The sequence below is a fragment of the Ascidiaceihabitans donghaensis genome, assembly GCF_900302465.1.
Lineage (GTDB): Bacteria > Pseudomonadota > Alphaproteobacteria > Rhodobacterales > Rhodobacteraceae > Ascidiaceihabitans > Ascidiaceihabitans donghaensis.
On record NZ_OMOR01000001.1, the window covers coordinates 350,984 to 367,442 of the forward strand.

Annotated in this window: 14 protein-coding genes; 10 read left to right on the forward strand and 4 right to left on the reverse strand. The window is 54.9% G+C overall.

Annotated features, from left to right (window positions below):
• Positions 1-18: 18 nt before the first annotated feature.
• Positions 19-777, reverse strand: a complete 759-nt coding sequence (locus ASD8599_RS01795; protein WP_108829953.1) for a DeoR/GlpR family DNA-binding transcription regulator — start codon at positions 775-777, stop codon at positions 19-21.
• Positions 778-1,021: 244 nt separating this feature from the next.
• On the opposite strand from ASD8599_RS01795, the gene glpD reads away from it, so the two are divergent.
• From glpD to ASD8599_RS01840, 9 genes are all read left to right on the forward strand, one after another.
• Positions 1,022-2,608, forward strand: a complete 1,587-nt coding sequence (gene glpD, locus ASD8599_RS01800) for a glycerol-3-phosphate dehydrogenase (RefSeq protein ID WP_108826950.1) — start codon at positions 1,022-1,024, stop codon at positions 2,606-2,608.
• Between the two features lie 9 nt (positions 2,609-2,617).
• The gene (locus ASD8599_RS01805) at positions 2,618-3,706 is read left to right on the forward strand and encodes an ABC transporter ATP-binding protein (protein ID WP_108826951.1); all 1,089 of its coding nucleotides are present in this window, start codon (positions 2,618-2,620) and stop codon (positions 3,704-3,706) included.
• Between the two features lie 13 nt (positions 3,707-3,719).
• A complete protein-coding gene (locus ASD8599_RS01810; RefSeq protein ID WP_108826952.1) occupies positions 3,720-4,796 on the forward strand; it encodes an ABC transporter ATP-binding protein in 1,077 nt (358 codons plus the stop codon).
• Positions 4,796-5,665, forward strand: a complete 870-nt coding sequence (locus tag ASD8599_RS01815; protein WP_108826953.1) for a carbohydrate ABC transporter permease — start codon at positions 4,796-4,798, stop codon at positions 5,663-5,665. Before ASD8599_RS01810 ends, ASD8599_RS01815 begins: the two co-directional genes overlap by 1 nt.
• A gap of 12 nt (positions 5,666-5,677) precedes the next feature.
• Complete coding sequence (locus ASD8599_RS01820; RefSeq protein ID WP_245926113.1) at positions 5,678-6,541, forward strand: carbohydrate ABC transporter permease; 864 nt, start codon at positions 5,678-5,680, stop codon at positions 6,539-6,541.
• 15 nt (positions 6,542-6,556) lie between these two features.
• Positions 6,557-6,829 (forward strand): DUF2160 domain-containing protein, encoded by a 273-nt coding sequence (locus tag ASD8599_RS01825; protein WP_108826954.1) that lies wholly within the window; start codon positions 6,557-6,559, stop codon positions 6,827-6,829.
• Positions 6,830-6,869: 40 nt separating this feature from the next.
• Positions 6,870-8,591 carry an ABC transporter substrate-binding protein gene (locus ASD8599_RS01830; protein WP_108826955.1) on the forward strand — a complete coding sequence of 574 codons (1,722 nt, stop codon included), beginning with the start codon at positions 6,870-6,872 and terminating at the stop codon, positions 8,589-8,591.
• A 147-nt stretch (positions 8,592-8,738) separates the two neighbouring features.
• Positions 8,739-10,226 carry a glycerol kinase GlpK gene (gene glpK, locus ASD8599_RS01835; RefSeq protein ID WP_108826956.1) on the forward strand — a complete coding sequence of 496 codons (1,488 nt, stop codon included), beginning with the start codon at positions 8,739-8,741 and terminating at the stop codon, positions 10,224-10,226.
• A 6-nt stretch (positions 10,227-10,232) separates the two neighbouring features.
• On the forward strand, positions 10,233-11,375 hold the full coding sequence (locus tag ASD8599_RS01840; protein ID WP_181364384.1) for an iron-containing alcohol dehydrogenase: 1,143 nt from the start codon (positions 10,233-10,235) through the stop codon (positions 11,373-11,375).
• Here ASD8599_RS01840 and ASD8599_RS01845 read toward each other — a convergent pair.
• The 3 genes from ASD8599_RS01845 to ASD8599_RS01855 all read right to left on the reverse strand — a co-directional run bounded on the left by ASD8599_RS01845 (position 11,372) and on the right by ASD8599_RS01855 (position 15,744).
• Positions 11,372-12,529, reverse strand: coding sequence for an alpha-D-ribose 1-methylphosphonate 5-triphosphate diphosphatase (locus ASD8599_RS01845; protein ID WP_108826958.1), 1,158 nt, complete (start codon positions 12,527-12,529; stop codon positions 11,372-11,374). The two genes, ASD8599_RS01840 and ASD8599_RS01845, sit on opposite strands and share 4 nt — an antisense overlap.
• 138 nt (positions 12,530-12,667) lie before the next feature.
• Positions 12,668-13,606: a hypothetical protein gene (locus tag ASD8599_RS01850; RefSeq protein WP_108826959.1), complete on the reverse strand. Its 939-nt coding sequence runs from the start codon at positions 13,604-13,606 to the stop codon at positions 12,668-12,670.
• 74 nt (positions 13,607-13,680) lie between these two features.
• Positions 13,681-15,744 carry a phosphatase PAP2 family protein gene (locus tag ASD8599_RS01855; protein ID WP_108826960.1) on the reverse strand — a complete coding sequence of 688 codons (2,064 nt, stop codon included), beginning with the start codon at positions 15,742-15,744 and terminating at the stop codon, positions 13,681-13,683.
• Between the two features lie 303 nt (positions 15,745-16,047).
• Here ASD8599_RS01855 and ASD8599_RS01860 point away from each other — a divergent pair, with 303 nt between their 5' ends.
• A complete protein-coding gene (locus ASD8599_RS01860; RefSeq protein ID WP_108826961.1) occupies positions 16,048-16,257 on the forward strand; it encodes a hypothetical protein in 210 nt (69 codons plus the stop codon).
• Positions 16,258-16,459: the final 202 nt, after the last annotated feature.

The following is a 16,459-nucleotide window of genomic DNA, read 5'->3' on the forward strand; positions in this document are numbered from 1 at the left end:
TTTGGTTCGAGCTAAGGTTCAGGCGTAGACAATACGCGTGTCAGAGGCATCGCAAAGCTGTTTGCAGGTCTCGGGCAATGGCTTGTCGGTGAAAATCGCTGCCATATCGCCCATGGATGCCACGCGCGCAGGCGCTTTTCGTTCGAATTTGGAATGGTCAGCAGCCAAGAACACCTTGTCGCTTTGTTGGATGATGGCCTTACTGATGCCGACCTCTTGCAGGTCAAAGTCCAGAATATCGCCATCTGCGCGCAAGGCCGAACAGCCAATGACCGCATAGTCAAACCGGAACTGTTCAATGGTTGTTCGGGCGAAATCACCGGTCAGGGCCCCGTCGGATTTGCGCATTTGGCCGCCGGTGACTGCGACTTCGATGTCTGGGCTGCTCGACAGGGTGTGGGCGATGTTGATGTTGTTGGTGAACACAAGTAGGCCCTGATGGTTCAACAGCTCAACGGCGACGGCTTCGGTGGTCGTGCCGATGTTCAAAAAGATTGAGCAATCGTTGGGGATGTGGCGGGCGCAGGCGCGGGCAATGTCGACTTTGGACGCCTGGTTTAACTGGCGGCGTTCATTGTAGGCGATGTTTACAGTTGTGGATGGCAGGATCGCACCACCATGGACGCGTTCAAGCTGCCCGGCATCTGCCATTTCAGTCAAATCGCGGCGGATGGTTTGGGGGGTAACGCCGAAGTAATCCACAAGCCCGTCCACGGTCACTTTGCCCTCGCGGCGGGCAATTGTCAGAATTTCCGGCTTGCGTATGGTTAACACCACCAATGAACCTCCAATGTTCGTTTGGGGTCATTTTAGCGCGAAAATTATCCGTGTCACGAATCTTTGCGTAGGTTCGTGTTCGAAAATGTTCGATTTGTTTTCGTGTGCCAACGAAAATAGTATAATGAATTCAATGGGTAACTGAAAAACGATCATAAACGAACATTTTTTGCTTCCTTTTTCATGCGTTCCTTGTCACCTTTGCGTTATCGCGGCGGGAGGGCTGCGTGTCGGGAGGGCTTCAATGGAACCGGATTTCGATCTGCTGATTATTGGCGGCGGCATCAACGGCTGTGGCATTGCGCGTGACGCCACGGGTCGCGGTTTGCGTGTTTGCCTTGCCGAGATGAACGATCTGGGATCAGCCACGTCTGCCTCTTCGACAAAACTTTTTCACGGCGGCTTGCGATATCTGGAATATTTTGAATTCCGTCTTGTGCGTGAAGCCTTGATTGAACGCGAAAATCTTTTGCGGGCAATGCCCCATATTTCCTGGCCGATGCGCTTTGTGCTGCCCTACCACGAAAGCATGCGCTTCGACATGTCCACGCCCACCTCAAAACTGCTCGGGGCCGTGATGCCATGGATGAAAGGTCGCCGCCCTGCTTGGCTGATCCGGCTGGGCCTGTTTTTATACGATAATCTTGGCGGCCGTGAAATTCTGCCCGGCACCACAAATCTTGATTTGCGTGATGCTCCGGAAGGGAACGGTCTGAAGGACCACTTTGAGAAAGCGTACGAATATTCCGACTGCTGGGTCGAAGATTCGCGCCTTGTCGTGTTGAACGCCAGAGACGCAGAGATACGCGGCGCCGATGTCCGGACACGCACCAAGGTCATTGGCGCAGATGTCGAAGACGGTGTTTGGTCAGTTGTTTTGGAAGACAGCGCCACTGGCGTCACTTCCACCGTTACGGCCGCGATGGTTGTGAATGCGGCTGGCCCTTGGGTTGGTGATGTGCTGCGCGGCACGTTGAAAAGCAACTCGCAAGCCGGTGTGCGGTTGGTGCGCGGCAGCCATATTGTCACGAAAAAGCTGTTTGACCATGACAAGTGCTACTTCTTCCAAGGCACTGACGGTCGCATCATTTTTGCAATTCCTTACGAAAACGATTTCACCGTTATTGGCACCACGGACAATGACCATCCGGATGCGTCTGTGACGCCGGAATGTACGCCCGAAGAACAGGATTATCTGATTAACTTCATCAACGAATACCTTCAGGCGCCGATCAGCGCAGCCGATGTGGTTTGGACATATTCGGGTGTGCGTCCCTTGTATGACGACGGTGCAAGCAGCGCATCGGCTGCGACCCGCGACTATGTTTTGAAGCTGGACGAAGGGCGCGGTGCGCCTGCGTTGAACGTCTTTGGCGGCAAGATCACGACCTATCGCTGTCTGGCAGAAAGTGCGCTTGAGAAAATTCAAGAAGTGCTACCTGTCGATGCCAAACCATGGACCGCCCGCGTGCCTTTGCCCGGCGGTGATTTTCCGGTGGACGGTGTGGACGCATTGATACGGCAAACCAAGGGCAGCTTCCCTTTTCTGACTGATGCTTGGGCTGCCCGATTGGTTAAGGCCTACGGCACCGAAGCCAAAGATATGTTGGGCGATGCCGCCACGCTAAAAGATTTAGGTACGGGTTTCGGGGCTGATTTGTATCAAGCTGAGGTCCAGTGGTTGATTGAAAACGAATATGTCCGCGCCGCTGATGATGTGGTGTGGCGACGTAGCAAACTTGGGTTGCGCATGACTGCGGCACAAATTTCTACGTTGGACGCATGGATAAAAGGACAGCTGACGGCGTTACAAAACGCTGCGGCTGAATAGGGGGACGACATGACGCTGGAACTTAAAGGCGTATCCAAAGTGGTGAACGGGGCAACACATATCCACCCGACCCATTTGACGCTGAACAAAGGGACGATGAACGTCCTTTTGGGGCCAACTTCTTCTGGCAAGACGTCCCTTATGCGTCTGATGGCGGGCCTTGATGTGCCAACCGAGGGTCAGGTGTTTTGGCAGGGCGAGGACGTCACAGGTATGCGCGTGCAGGATCGCAAGGTCGCGATGGTCTACCAGCAATTCATCAATTACCCTTCGATGACCGTCTATGAAAATATCGCATCACCGTTGCGGCTGATGGGCAAATCACGCAGCGAAATTGATGCAGCAGTCCACAAAGCTGCCGACTTGATGCAGCTGTCTCCGATGTTGCAACGCAAGCCGTTGGAGCTGTCGGGCGGGCAACAACAACGCTGTGCCTTGGCACGCGCTTTGGTCAAGGACGCAGGGTTGGTTTTGCTGGACGAACCGCTGGCCAATCTGGATTACAAATTGCGCGAAGAGCTGCGCGTCGAAATCCCCAAGATCTTCGAAGAAGCGGGTTCAATCTTTGTTTATGCAACAACGGAACCCGAAGAAGCGCTTTTGCTTGGGGGGCATACGGCTGCCCTGTGGGAAGGACGCGTGACGCAGTTTGACCTGACACCAACGGTCTATCGCCGACCGGTAAACGCGACGACCGCGCGGGTTTTCAGTGACCCGCCGATGAATTTTTTGACAGTTACGAAATCCGGATCTGAAATTTCGTTTGGCGCGGGTCAGACTGTGGCGGCCACCGGATCAATGGCCACGCTTCATGATGGGACATATACAGCAGGCTTCCGGCCCAACCACGTTGAATTGTCGGCTCAAAGCAGCGGTGCGCTTGAATTCGACACACATCTGATTGTGACAGAGCTGACGGGGTCCGAGACTTTTGTGCATCTCGATCATCATGGCGAAAAGTGGGTTGGTTTGGTGCATGGCGTGCATGATTTACCATTGGGTGCAGCGTTGCCGGTCTATCTGGACCCAAGCCACATCTACATCTTTAGCGAAAATGGCGATCTGGTCGCCCCCGCATCCTACGCGCTTGCGGCCTGAGGGGGACAGACACATGGCAAAAATCACGCTGCAAAATCTGGCACATTCCTACTATCCAAACCCCAAGGGCGAGGACGACTTTGCCCTGAAAGAGTTGAACCACGACTGGGCGGACGGCGAAGCCTATGCGCTGCTTGGGTCGTCGGGCTGTGGTAAATCAACGCTGCTGAACATCATTTCCGGGCTGTTGCACCCGTCGCAAGGCCGCATTCTGTTTGATGACAAGGATGTCACACAGGCCTCAACCGCGGACCGCAATATTGCGCAGGTTTTCCAGTTTCCGGTGGTCTACGACACGATGACTGTGCGCGACAATCTGGCGTTTCCGCTGAAAAACCGCGGGGCCAGTGCGCAGTACATTCAGGACCGTGTGCAGCAAATCGGCCAAATGATCGGGATGGAGGCTGAGCTGAACAAGCGCGCCCGCGGTCTGACGGCAGACGCCAAGCAAAAAATATCGCTGGGGCGGGGCATGGTGCGCGAAGACGTGAACGCCTTGTTGTTTGACGAACCACTGACGGTAATCGACCCGCATATGAAGTGGGAATTGCGCACGCAGTTGAAATCGCTGCACCACGAATTCGGACACACCATGATCTATGTGACCCACGACCAAACAGAAGCGTTGACCTTCGCAGACAAGGTTGTGGTCATGTACGACGGGCGGGTTGTGCAGATCGGCACGCCGCAGGAATTGTTTGAAAAGCCACAGCATACTTTTGTGGGATACTTCATCGGGTCGCCGGGGATGAATGTCATTCCCGCTGAGATTACGGGAAAAACTGCGTCCGTGCATGGTGCGTCGCTGGACCTGAACCGTGGGTATGACGCGTTAAGCGGCAAAGTCGAAATCGGGGTACGCCCTGAATTTGTGACATTGACGGACGGGCCGGGTCTGCCTGTCAGCATCCGCCGCGTCGAGGACGTGGGCCGCCACAAGATCGTGCGTGCCGACCTGTTTGGCACAGAAATCAACATTGTTGCGGGTGAAAGCACGTCAATCTCGCCCGACATGACCAAAGTGGTCTTCGATCCGGCGCAAGTGAACGTTTACGTCGATGATTGGCTTCAAACCGGAAAGGCCGCCTGATGGAAAAAACAGTTAACCAAAAGGCGTGGTTCCTGATCCTTCCAGTCCTTTTGCTGGTCGCCTTTTCCGCCGTCATTCCGCTGATGACGGTCGTCAATTATTCGGTGCAGGACACCTTTGGGCAGAACGTCTTTTTCTGGGTGGGGCTTGAGTGGTTTTCCGAGATGTTGCAGTCCGAGCGCATGTGGGATGCATTGGGCCGTCAGTTGATGTTCTCGGCGATCATCCTGACCATCCAGATTCCTCTGGGCATTTTTGTCGCCCTCAACATGCCCAAAAGTGGCTTTTGGTCCAGCCTGTGTCTGGTGTTGATGTCCTTGCCGCTGCTGATCCCGTGGAACGTGGTTGGCACCATCTGGCAGATTTTCGGGCGCGTCGATATTGGCCTTTTGGGCTATACGTTGGACACGCTGGGCATTTCCTACAACTACACGCAAAACACCTTTGCGGCATGGGCCACGATCATCGTGATGGATGTGTGGCATTGGACATCGCTGGTGGCGTTGCTGGCTTTTGCGGGGCTGAAATCCATCCCCGATGCCTATTATCAGGCTGCCAAGATTGATCAGGCCAGCCGCTGGGCCATCTTTCGCTACATCGAGCTGCCCAAGATGGCAGGGGTCTTGATGATCGCCATTCTTTTGCGCTTCATGGACAGTTTCATGATCTACACCGAACCTTTCGTGGTCACAGGTGGGGGTCCGGGCAATGCCACGACCCTGCTGTCGATTGATCTGGTCAAGATGGCTTTGGGCCAGTTTGATCTGGGGCCAGCGGCCGCGTTTTCCATCATGTATTATCTCGTTATCTTGTTGATTTCATGGGTGTTCTACACCGTCATGACCAACATGGACAAAAAGGACGGCTAGCGCATGGCACATATGAATTATGATCTTTCCGGCGGCTTGGACGCCTATGTCAAACCCAAGAAAGAGCCGCGCTTCAAGGTGAACAAAAGCGCCGTTGTGATGACGATCTATCTGACGTTCATGCTGTTGCCGATCTATTGGCTGCTAAACATGAGCCTGAAGACAAATACGGAAATCCTGAACACCTTCAGCCTGTTTCCCAATGATCTGACCTTTGCAAATTACGCGACGATCCTGACGGACCCGTCGTGGTACATGGGCTACGTCAATTCGTTGATCTACGTTTTGATGAACACCGCGATCAGCCTGACAGTGGCACTGCCCGCGGCCTATGCGTTCAGCCGCTACCGGTTCATGGGCGACAATCAGCTGTTTTTCTGGCTGCTGACCAACCGCATGGCGCCGCCTGCTGTTTTCGCCTTACCGTTCTTTCAGCTGTATTCGTCGGTGGGCTTGTTCGATACGCATATCGCGGTGGCTCTGGCGCACTGTTTGTTCAACGTGCCGCTGGCGGTGTGGATTCTTGAGGGCTTTATGCGTGGCGTGCCCAAGGAAATCGACGAGACAGCCTACATCGACGGCTATTCGTTCGGGCGCTTCTTTGTGAAGATCTTCATGCCCTTGATTTCGTCGGGCATCGGGGTCGCTGCGTTTTTCTGTTTCATGTTCTCATGGGTCGAATTGCTGCTGTCGCGGACCCTGACAACCGTAGATGCCAAACCCATCGCGGCCATCATGACGCGAACCCAAGGGGCGTCTGGCATCGACTGGGGCGTCTTGGCCGCAGCAGGCGTACTGACCGTCGTGCCCGGCGCATTGGTGATTTACTTCGTACGAAACTACATCGCCAAGGGCTTTGCCCTGGGCCGGGTATAGGAAAGGGATCAGACAATGGCTTGGATGGCATGGACATGGCCCACCGCGATTTTCTTCATCATCATCGCTTGCATTTTGACCGTCTTCACGGTGCTGGCGATCAAATACCCTGAAACGCCCCGCAAGGGTGTTTTACGGATCGAGACGACGCGTGGCGATCGTCTTTTCATCACACTGCTTGGCTCTGCCTTTATCAATTTGGCATGGCTGGGCGTGATTGGCGCAAACCAACCTTTTGCGCTGCTTGTATGCCTTGTTTACGCGGCGGCGGTGTTTCGCTGGGTGTAGTTGGGCCAACCAAACGACCAATTCCAATAGGGAGGGAATTATGAAGTTTATCTTGAAATCAAGCACAGCACTGACGCTGGGGCTTGGAATGACAAGCGGTGCGGCTTTTGCCGACATGGATGCCGCAAAGTCGTTCCTTGACGCAGAAATCGGTGAACTGTCCACGTTATCGCGGGCAGACCAAGAAGCCGAAATGCAGTTCTTTGTGGATGCTGCCGCACCTTACAAAGACATGGAAATCAAGGTGGTGTCTGAAACCATCGCGACACACCAGTACGAAAGCGAAGTGCTGGCGCCAGCGTTCGAAGCCATCACTGGTATCAAGGTCACGCATGACTTGATCGGCGAAGGCGATGTTGTGGAAAAGCTGCAAACGCAAATGCAGTCGGGCGAAAACATCTATGACGCCTATATCAACGACTCTGATCTGATCGGTACACACTGGCGTTACAAGCAAGTGCGCAACCTGACAGACTGGATGGCAGGCGAAGGCGCATCCGTGACGTTGCCCACGCTGGATATCGCGGACTTTATCGGTACGTCATTCACGACAGGCCCCGATGGCAAGCTGTACCAGCTGCCCACACAGCAGTTCGCGAACCTGTATTGGTTCCGCTATGACTGGTTCAACGACGACAAAAACAAAGCCGACTTCCAAGCGAAATACGGCTATGATCTGGGCGTTCCGGTCAACTGGTCTGCTTACGAAGACATCGCGGAATTCTTCACGGGCCGCGACCTGAGCCACCTCGACGTTGAAGGCGAAGTCTTTGGCAACATGGACTACGGCAAGAAGGACCCGTCTTTGGGTTGGCGTTACACCGACGCGTGGATGTCCATGGCTGGTATGGGTGACGCGGGCGAACCAAACGGTCTGCCAGTCGACGAGTGGGGCATTCGTGTGAACGAAAATTCACAACCTACCGGATCCTGTGTCGCACGTGGCGGGGCCACAAACGCCCCTGCGGCGGTTTATGCTGTGACCAAAGCGATTGAATGGCTCGACAAGTATACGCCACCGGCCGCTGCGGGCATGACATTTGGCGAAGCGGGTCCAATCCCGGCGCAAGGCAACATTGCCCAGCAAATGTTCTGGTACACAGCCTTCACGGCGGACACTGTGAAACCCGGTTTGCCTGTGATGAATGAAGACGGCACGCCTAAGTGGCGGATGGCACCATCCCCGCACGGCGTATACTGGAAAGAGGGCCAGAAAATCGGCTACCAAGACGCCGGTTCCTGGACTTTGATGGAATCCACACCCGTGGATCGCGCCCAAGCCGCTTGGCTTTATGCGCAGTTTGTTGTGTCCAAAACAGTTGACTTGAAAAAGTCTGATGTGGGTCTGACCTTCATTCGTGAAAGCACCATTGCGTCCGAGCACTTCACAGAACGCGCGCCACGTTTGGGTGGTTTGGTGGAATTCTACCGCTCTCCTGCGCGCATCCAGTGGTCGCCAACGGGTACAAACGTGCCTGATTATCCAAAGCTGGCGCAGCTGTGGTGGCAGAACATCGGCGACGCGATGTCCGGTGCAAAGACCCCTCAGGAAGCACTTGATCAGCTGTGTGCCGATCAGGAAAAAGTTCTGTCGCGTCTTGAGCGTGCAGGCGTCCAAGGTGATCTTGGTCCAAAGCTGAACGAGGAAATGAGCGCCGAGCACTGGTTCTCACAGCCGGGCGCACCTTACGCCAAGCTTGAGAACGAGGACGAAGAGCCAAAAACAGTTGCTTATGACGAGCTGATCAAATCCTGGCAATAACGTCACTATGAACTGATGTGCGGGGCGTGATCTACATGCGCCCCGCACCCCAACGACCACGATCTTCCCTGATGGCCAGTGATATGGCACACCTTCGGAGGTGGCCCCACGGCTGCCTCCTTTTTTGCGACCAAACGGAACTTTGCGATGAAATATGTACTGGCAATTGATCAAGGCACCACATCCACGCGGGCGATCATCTTTGATCAAAGTTTGAATGTTATTGCCACTGCCCAAGAAGAATTCCCGCAGATTTTCCCGCAATCTGGCTGGGTCGAGCATGATCCAAACGACCTATGGAGCACGACAGCAGGCACCTGCCGCGCCGTCATTGAACGCGCCAACATTGGCGCTGAAAACATTGTGTCCATCGGCATCACCAACCAACGCGAAACCACCATTGTGTGGGACCGCAACACCGGTCAACCGTTGCACAACGCGATTGTCTGGCAAGACCGCCGCACCGCTGACTTTTGCAAAGAATTGTCCGCGGCAGGGCACGGTGACATGTTTGCGGATCGCACAGGATTGCTGCTGGACCCGTATTTCTCCGGTACCAAACTGAAATGGATTTTGGACAACGTTGAAGGCGCACGTGCCAAGGCCCAGAACGGCGATTTGCTGTTTGGCACCGTCGACACCTATCTGATCTGGAAGCTGACGGGGGGCGCGTCCCACGTGACAGACGCCACCAATGCCGCCCGGACCATGCTGTATGACATCCGTAAAGGGCGTTGGAGCGAGACGATCTGCGATCTGTTCGACATTCCCATGTCCATGTTGCCGCAGGTCAAAGACAGCGCCGCCGATTTTGGCGAAAGCCGCGCCGATCTGTTTGGTCGCCCCATCCCGATTTGCGGTGTGGCGGGTGACCAACAGGCCGCGACCATCGGGCAGGCCTGTTTTGAACCGGGCATGATGAAGTCTACATATGGCACCGGATGTTTTGCGCTTTTGAACACCGGCGATACGCCTGTGAAATCCAACAATCGTTTGCTGACGACCATCGCATATCAATTGGACGGCAAACCCACTTATGCGTTGGAAGGGTCGATTTTTGTGGCGGGGGCTGTGGTGCAATGGCTGCGCGACGGGTTGAAAATGATCCGTGATGCATCTGAAACGCAAGGCTTGGCTGAGGGTGCTGATGACACGCAATCAGTCGTGCTTGTGCCTGCGTTTACAGGGCTGGGGGCGCCCTATTGGAACCCGGAATGTCGGGGGGCCATATATGGGCTAACGCGAAATTCAGGCCCAAATGAATTGGCCAAAGCGGCGTTGGAAAGCGTCGGTTATCAGACGCGTGATTTGCTGGATGCGATGCGTGCGGATTGGTCCACCGAAGGGGCCACTGCGGTTTTGCGCGTGGACGGGGGCATGAGCGCCTCTGACTGGGCCATGCAGTTTCTGGCCGACATCATCGACGCGCCTGTGGATCGTCCGCAGGTCTTGGAAACGACAGCGCTGGGGGTGGCCTGGTTGGCGGGGATGAAAGCGGGGATCATGCCCGGCCAACAAGAATTTGCACAACAATGGGCGCTGGACCGCCAGTTCACAGCCAATATGGCAGATGACATACGCGACCAAAAATACGCGGACTGGCGGCGGGCTGTGGCGTGCACGCTTGAGTATTGATCGATGATGTCTGCACCGTTTTCCTTCGCCTGTCCCACAAAAGTGCATTTCGGGGTCGGGACCCATCGGGATATTCTGGACTTTCTACCGCAAAACGCAGCCCGTGTTGTGGTTGTCAAAGGTGCCTCTGACGGGGCATCTGCACCGTTGCGTGCTATCCTGGATACCGGTGAGTTTACTGTTGATATCGTGACATGCCGGGTTGAGCCGACAGTTGAAACGGTCAATGATGCGCTGGGCCAACTGGGGTCACAGCCAGTAGACTGTGTCGTTGTGTGCGGCGGCGGGTCGGCGATTGATACCGGAAAGGCGTTGACCTTGGCGCTTGACCGCGGGCGCGCATTATCGGACGCGGATTTTGGACAGTTTCATGCGCATGGACGCGCCATAACCCTGATCGTATTGCCCACAACTGCAGGCACCGGCGCCGAAGTGACATCAAATGCGGTTCTTGGATCTGCGCAAACCACCGCCAAGGTCAGTTTGCGCGGCCCCGCTTTGCAGCCTGACATTGCGATTGTGGACCCGTCCCTCATGCTATCGGCCCCGCGCAAGGTCGCGTTATTTTCAGGTTTGGATGCGGTTGTTCAGAACATTGAGGCGCATACGTCGTCTGCAGCGACCCCGTTTTCGTGCGCTTTGACGACGCCAGCCGTTGGCGCAAGCATCGCGGCTGTGCGTCAGGTGATGGAGGCGCCTGATGAAGATGCGTGGACACGCCTTGCCTGGAGCAGCTTGTCCAGCGGGTTGGCCTTGGCGAATGGGGGGTTGGGCGTTGCGCATGGTTTGGCATCTGTTCTGGGTGGGGCGTATCAAGCGCCACACGGGGCGCTGTGTGGCAGGCTTTTGGCGCCAACGTTGCGGGCCAATCTGGCATCGGAAGAGGCCAGTACAGACATACAAGGTCGGATCAGGTTTTGCATTGACGCGATTGCGCAGGTCTTTGCGCCTGTTGATGTAAGTGACCCGTTGTCGGGGTTTGAGCAATGGGTGCAAATACAGGGTTTGCCGCGTTTGGCGCATTGGGGGGTGATGGCCAATGACATTCCTGCTTTGGCGCAAGCCGGTGTGCAAGCATCGTCCAGCAAAAAGAACGCGGTGCCTTTAGGTCCTGCTGATCTTGCGCAAATTCTGGAAGCAGCGCTTTAGGCGACCCGAAGGCCCCGGCACCAAACGCCATGGATCAAGGGCAGCCCGCCATAGACATCAAACATCACAAGATCTGCGCGTGTGTTTAAAGCCAGTGATCCCCTGTCGGACAGGCCGCAGCCCTTTGCGGGATTGCCAGTGACTGTAGCCAACCCCGCGGCCATATCGTCCCAAAGCTCTGCCAGTTGCAGCGCGCCTTGCAGCAAAGCGGCTGGAATGTAGTCGGATGACAGAATGTCCAAATGGCCCAATTCTGCCAGCTCCAGTGCCGCGACGTTCCCGGAATGTGACCCACCGCGCACCAAGTTCGGGGCGCCCATGATTGTGGCCATTTGTGCGTCTTTGCTGGCTTTGGCCGCCTCGATGCTTGTGGGGAATTCTGCCAGCGTCACCCCGTTGGCATGGCTGTGCGTCACTTGATCTGCGGTGGTGTCGTCGTGGCTGGCAAGGGTCGCGCCATAACGTGCTGCCGCGGCAATGGCTGCATCTTCATGTTTGGTGCCAAGTTTTGCCTGTAATCCGTAAAGAAAGTCGATGTAGTCGCCGAAGTTGTCGCGGGACAGCCCGTTTTTCCCGCACACGTAGTCTTCGAATTTCTTGAGATCGCGGAATTGCCGCTGACCAGGTGTGTGATCCATCAAGGACACGATACCGATGTGGTCGTCTAGGCCGAATTCCTCCAGCTCTTCCGCGAGTGTTTCAGAACAGAGTTCGGCACGCAAATGGATGTGATGACTGATCCGCAAGACATTGTCGTCGCGCATGGCCAACAGGTCGTCGGCCATGGAACGGGCGTAGCGTCCGTAGCGCTTTTTGCCGCTGTCTGACACGATGGATCCCACGCGAATTGCATCAAAAACGGTCGTAACTCCGCAGCCTGCCATCTCTCGATCATGCCCCAAAATCGCGGCCTTGTGCGGCCAATTGACTTTGGGGCGGGGCTGCATGTGCCGTTCAAGGTTATCGGTGTGAAGTTCGATCAGGCCGGGCGCTAAGAACCGCCCTTCGCAATCAATTGCAAAGGGTGGGACATGGGTGCCTTGATGAATATCCACGATTTGCCCGTTTTGGACACGAAGCCCTCCAACAATTACGTCTGTGGGTAATATCAAACGGGCATTGGCAAAGACGATGTCGGTCTGTGTTGTGGTCATGCGGCCACCTTATTGTCGGGATGCGAACTCTATACAACTAGACAATGTATTCCGCATGAGGCCACCATTTGCAATTCCTTTTAACAAACGGTTTGCAGGTGAGCCTGTGACGCTGACGTTTGATGGTGGCTGCGGGTTCTAAGGCGTACCATGAGGGCTGGCATTCTGATGAGTTGGGGCGCCACGCAAAGGACCGCTTGTGCGCAAAGGCACAAGTTGCTGCAAACGGTCAAACCAGAACGGGGCGCCCAGCATCACAGCCAATGTGCTTAAGATCCAGCCAAATGCCTTGGCCAGCCAGTCTTGAAGATCGTAATCGCCCAAACAAGCCGTCGTAATGCACCCGTTGCCCGACCACCCCAAGGGATGCGGCATCAAGGTGGAGAAGGTGTTACTTAATGCTGTTGCATCGACGGTCGGAACAGCGCCGGTTTCGGAAACAGTTGCGTTGGATAAAACCGCTTGCGCCTTTTCGACAACGGCTTGCCGTAGGGCATCATCTTGCCAGATGGATTTGCTGATCTCCAATGTGTCTGCGTCTGCCATGACCACGATTATGGCCGCAGACAAACCGGACACCACGGTCAGATGCCTTTTATAGACGCCCGATGCACGATCCATGACGGCATCGAACCACACTTCGATGCCGCTGTGAAAAAGTTCCAATGTGTTGTCTGCGTCCAAAGCGATTTGTTTCAGGACATCTTCCAAGCCGGTGCCTTTGCCCAAGCCTTGCAATAGCTCAGATGGTTTTTGACCCTTGGCATCGCCGGTTTTTGCAAGTGTCGACACAAGGGCTTTGGAAAACAAATGTGCTTCGACATAACTGGGCGCGGTTTTGGCGCTGATGTGTTGCGCTGTGCTTTGCCTGCTGAAGGACCGCATCAGACCAGAGGCCCAAAAGCCGTCCCGCACTTGGGCGTCATCAAGGATCTTGTTTATTTCGTGAAACAGCACTTTGCCGCGCAACCGCAAAAAACCTGCGATGGCTTCGTTTATGCTGGTGCTGAGTAGGCTTAGAACCAAATAAACCAGCACAAGACCTATTGTGATGTCGACGATTGGGGGAATGGACATAAAACAGCTCCGGAAAAGATCAGAGAAACCAGAAAGGCCGGCTCAAATATAGCCAGCCTTCCTTTTGGTGTATTTTACCGGCCCGGTGTTGGGTCAGCCGCTGTGAGCGTCCCATCGCTGCGGATTTTGACAGCTTTGACTTTGCCCATTGCACTGGGGTCCGCGCCTGTCAGCAACGCGTCTGGCAATCTGCGTTCCACCAGCAGCGGCACTGTCATTTCCACGTTTTCTTCCGCATGATATGCCATCATTTGTTCGCGTAGAATGCCGATGGTGATCGCTTCGCCCAGAAGTGCCGATTCAATATAGTCGGTGTAGAAATGCACCCCACCGATGTTACGCGCATTCGAGATGTTCCAAATCAGCTTGTTCAGCTCGCCTTCCAGGGTCAGACCTTTTTCCATGGGCAGCGCCAAAGCATCAATCGTGACGTCTTCGGGGGACGCAGCGCAATCCGGAACCAGGGCTTGGTCCTTGGGCTTCACCAGATACGCTGGTGACTTTGGGTTCTTGTGATCGGACATGTTGAAAAAGGCTTTTAACAAAGTCACACACGCCCCGGCGACTGTCGCATGCCCCGCGCCATATGCGGGATGCATGGGTGACCCTTCCGGGAAAGCCATCGGCAGCAGCCACGTTGTATCCCCACAGTTTTTCTCGTTGTGCAGGCGCACTTCGGTCAGGATTTTGTCCAGCGCAGGGTCTGACCCTTGCGATGTGCCATCACTTGCATATGGATGGGTGTAAGGCGCGATCAGGCTGGCCATTTGGTGGCGGGCCAAGCATTCAGCGGATGTCCCGGTTGCGTCATAAGGCGATGTTCCGGGCAAATCGCGGTGCGGGTGGTATTCCGTGAAAACGGTGTGAAACAGGGCAGCGGCTGCTTCCGGGCGCAAACGGCGGTGCACCGTAAACTTTTGCAAGCGTACCGCTTTTAACGCACGGCTCGACACTTCGGTGACCAACGTCAACAGATGCGGGCCACCAAACAAGGCAAACGGTTCGCGGTTATTGCGTGATAAGGCATTGGCAGACGCGCCATGAAATGGGATGCCGGAATCAAAAGCAAACTTTTCATCCAGTAAAATCAACGCTGCATTCAGATATGCCTGATACAGTTGATCATCGTGCACATATGTGGCCATGTCGCGTAAGCTTGACATTCTACGTCGTGCCCCAGGGATAAATTCCGACGCAAGGGGGCGGACATTGGCCCCGTTCTGCACGTCGATATAATCGGCCCATTTCATCATGTAATCGGTTTCAGGTTTCGCCACGCGGACCTTTTGGTCGATGCTTTGTGCGCCATAGGCGATGGTGCCTGATGCGCGCTTTTTCAGGTCTCGTGTGCATCCGCCTGATCCCATAAACATCAATTGCGACAAGAATGGAGTGTGCCAGCTGTCTTCGCCTTCACCGCGAAATATATTGGATGGTGTCTGTTTTTTACCAAACCGGCGCCGGTCGCGTTGGGCGGCGTCCGCAGTATCGTTGAGCGCGTCGCGGCCTTTAAACCAGCGTAGGTGGCTAAGTGTGTCTGCAGCGTCTTTGGCCTTGGCATTGCATGAGGTGATCCGTTTGGCTGCGGCAGCAGACAATTTTTTGCCACCCAAGGTGGTTAACGCACCCACCAGTTCAGTGCTCATTAATGACGCAACGCCCCATTCGCGGCCCAGTGCCATTTGGTAAACCTCCGCAATCTCCGCCGCGAATTCTGCTGATCCCGCTTCCGGGGCGGGGGGCATTGTCATGGCGCCAGGGTCGGGGCCCTCAAAGACAAAGGCATGCCCGGCCGTGGGGCTTTCCCACTGACGATAAGGCGACCGATCCGCTTCGCAGTCCAGCGCTGCATGTGCGTTTGGATCAACGGTTAAAAAAGGCCCGCGGTGCGGGCTGACGGCGGCAAAAACGTTGGGATCATGTGTTTGGGTGCCTTTCGCAAAGTCACGATAATCCTGTTCGTTTTTCAGCAATCCGTTTTCACCATGAGACAAGCCTTTGGTGAAATTGAACAGGAACGGTTCTTTGGGGTCATTGTTGGGGCGATGCACGGGATGGGGCATGCTTGTCGACAATTTGGTTGCTTTGTTTCGGGTGTGTTTGGCCGCTTTGTGGCGATTGGGTTCATGATAGGTCATTATGAAATCCTCTTGAAAAATTGCTTGATCAACGCCGCCACGCGCTTGGGCACAGTAAAATCTGCGCCGCGCGTGGCGACTTGGGGAGAATGAAGAGAACGCTCAGATCATCAGCTGCGGGAAGGAAAAGGATCATTTGAACGCAAAAAATTGTTCAAATGATGTACTGGTTAAAATGCAACTGGTATAAATGATCGTCACGCCGCTTCGGAAGTAAGCACAGCGTGTCGCGCCACCCGTGAGCGGCGCGTCAATCAATCGTTAGCAAAGGGTTAACGATTTGTTCGAGCTTGAAAATCTAAGATGAAATTGGAACGGCAACCTCTGAAAAACGACTTGGCACGTCTGAGATCTTGCGAGTTGGCTGTTCATGTGTCCACGTTCGCCCACGGCGGTGTTGCTCTATGTATTGCTTGGAAATTTGAAGCGGTGATTGAGCTTTTCGGCGAAATGCTTAGGCCCGTAAAGCTGCTGATCATGCCAGCAAAACCTATGGCCGAAAAACATCCGTGACTTGTGTATTAGGAAAACCGCGACGGAGATACACTGTTTGAGCCGTGGATCATAAACATGAATCTGGTGGGCCAAAGGTATCGACCTTAGCAAGTCAATGAACCGGGTGAGTTGGCCCTGCAAATCTATGCTGGCTTTCTAATTCGTATACCGCTTCAGAGGCAAAGAGTCGGATGTGTCGGGGTGACACTGGGTCATGTCC

Bases quoted from the DNA above. Each gene is read 5' to 3' on its own strand.
- glpD (WP_108826950.1), top strand. From the start codon at position 1,022: ATGGAACCGGATTTCGATCTGCTGATTATTGGCGGCGGCATCAACGGC.
- ASD8599_RS01805 (WP_108826951.1), top strand. From the start codon at position 2,618: ATGACGCTGGAACTTAAAGGCGTATCCAAAGTGGTGAACGGGGCAACA.
- ASD8599_RS01810 (WP_108826952.1), top strand. From the start codon at position 3,720: ATGGCAAAAATCACGCTGCAAAATCTGGCACATTCCTACTATCCAAAC.
- ASD8599_RS01815 (WP_108826953.1), top strand. From the start codon at position 4,796: ATGGAAAAAACAGTTAACCAAAAGGCGTGGTTCCTGATCCTTCCAGTC.
- ASD8599_RS01820 (WP_245926113.1), top strand. From the start codon at position 5,678: ATGAATTATGATCTTTCCGGCGGCTTGGACGCCTATGTCAAACCCAAG.
- ASD8599_RS01825 (WP_108826954.1), top strand. From the start codon at position 6,557: ATGGCTTGGATGGCATGGACATGGCCCACCGCGATTTTCTTCATCATC.
- ASD8599_RS01830 (WP_108826955.1), top strand. From the start codon at position 6,870: ATGAAGTTTATCTTGAAATCAAGCACAGCACTGACGCTGGGGCTTGGA.
- glpK (WP_108826956.1), top strand. From the start codon at position 8,739: ATGAAATATGTACTGGCAATTGATCAAGGCACCACATCCACGCGGGCG.
- ASD8599_RS01840 (WP_181364384.1), top strand. From the start codon at position 10,233: ATGTCTGCACCGTTTTCCTTCGCCTGTCCCACAAAAGTGCATTTCGGG.
- ASD8599_RS01845 (WP_108826958.1), bottom strand. From the start codon at position 12,529: ATGACCACAACACAGACCGACATCGTCTTTGCCAATGCCCGTTTGATA.
- ASD8599_RS01850 (WP_108826959.1), bottom strand. From the start codon at position 13,606: ATGTCCATTCCCCCAATCGTCGACATCACAATAGGTCTTGTGCTGGTT.
- ASD8599_RS01855 (WP_108826960.1), bottom strand. From the start codon at position 15,744: ATGACCTATCATGAACCCAATCGCCACAAAGCGGCCAAACACACCCGA.
- ASD8599_RS01860 (WP_108826961.1), top strand. From the start codon at position 16,048: ATGAAATTGGAACGGCAACCTCTGAAAAACGACTTGGCACGTCTGAGA.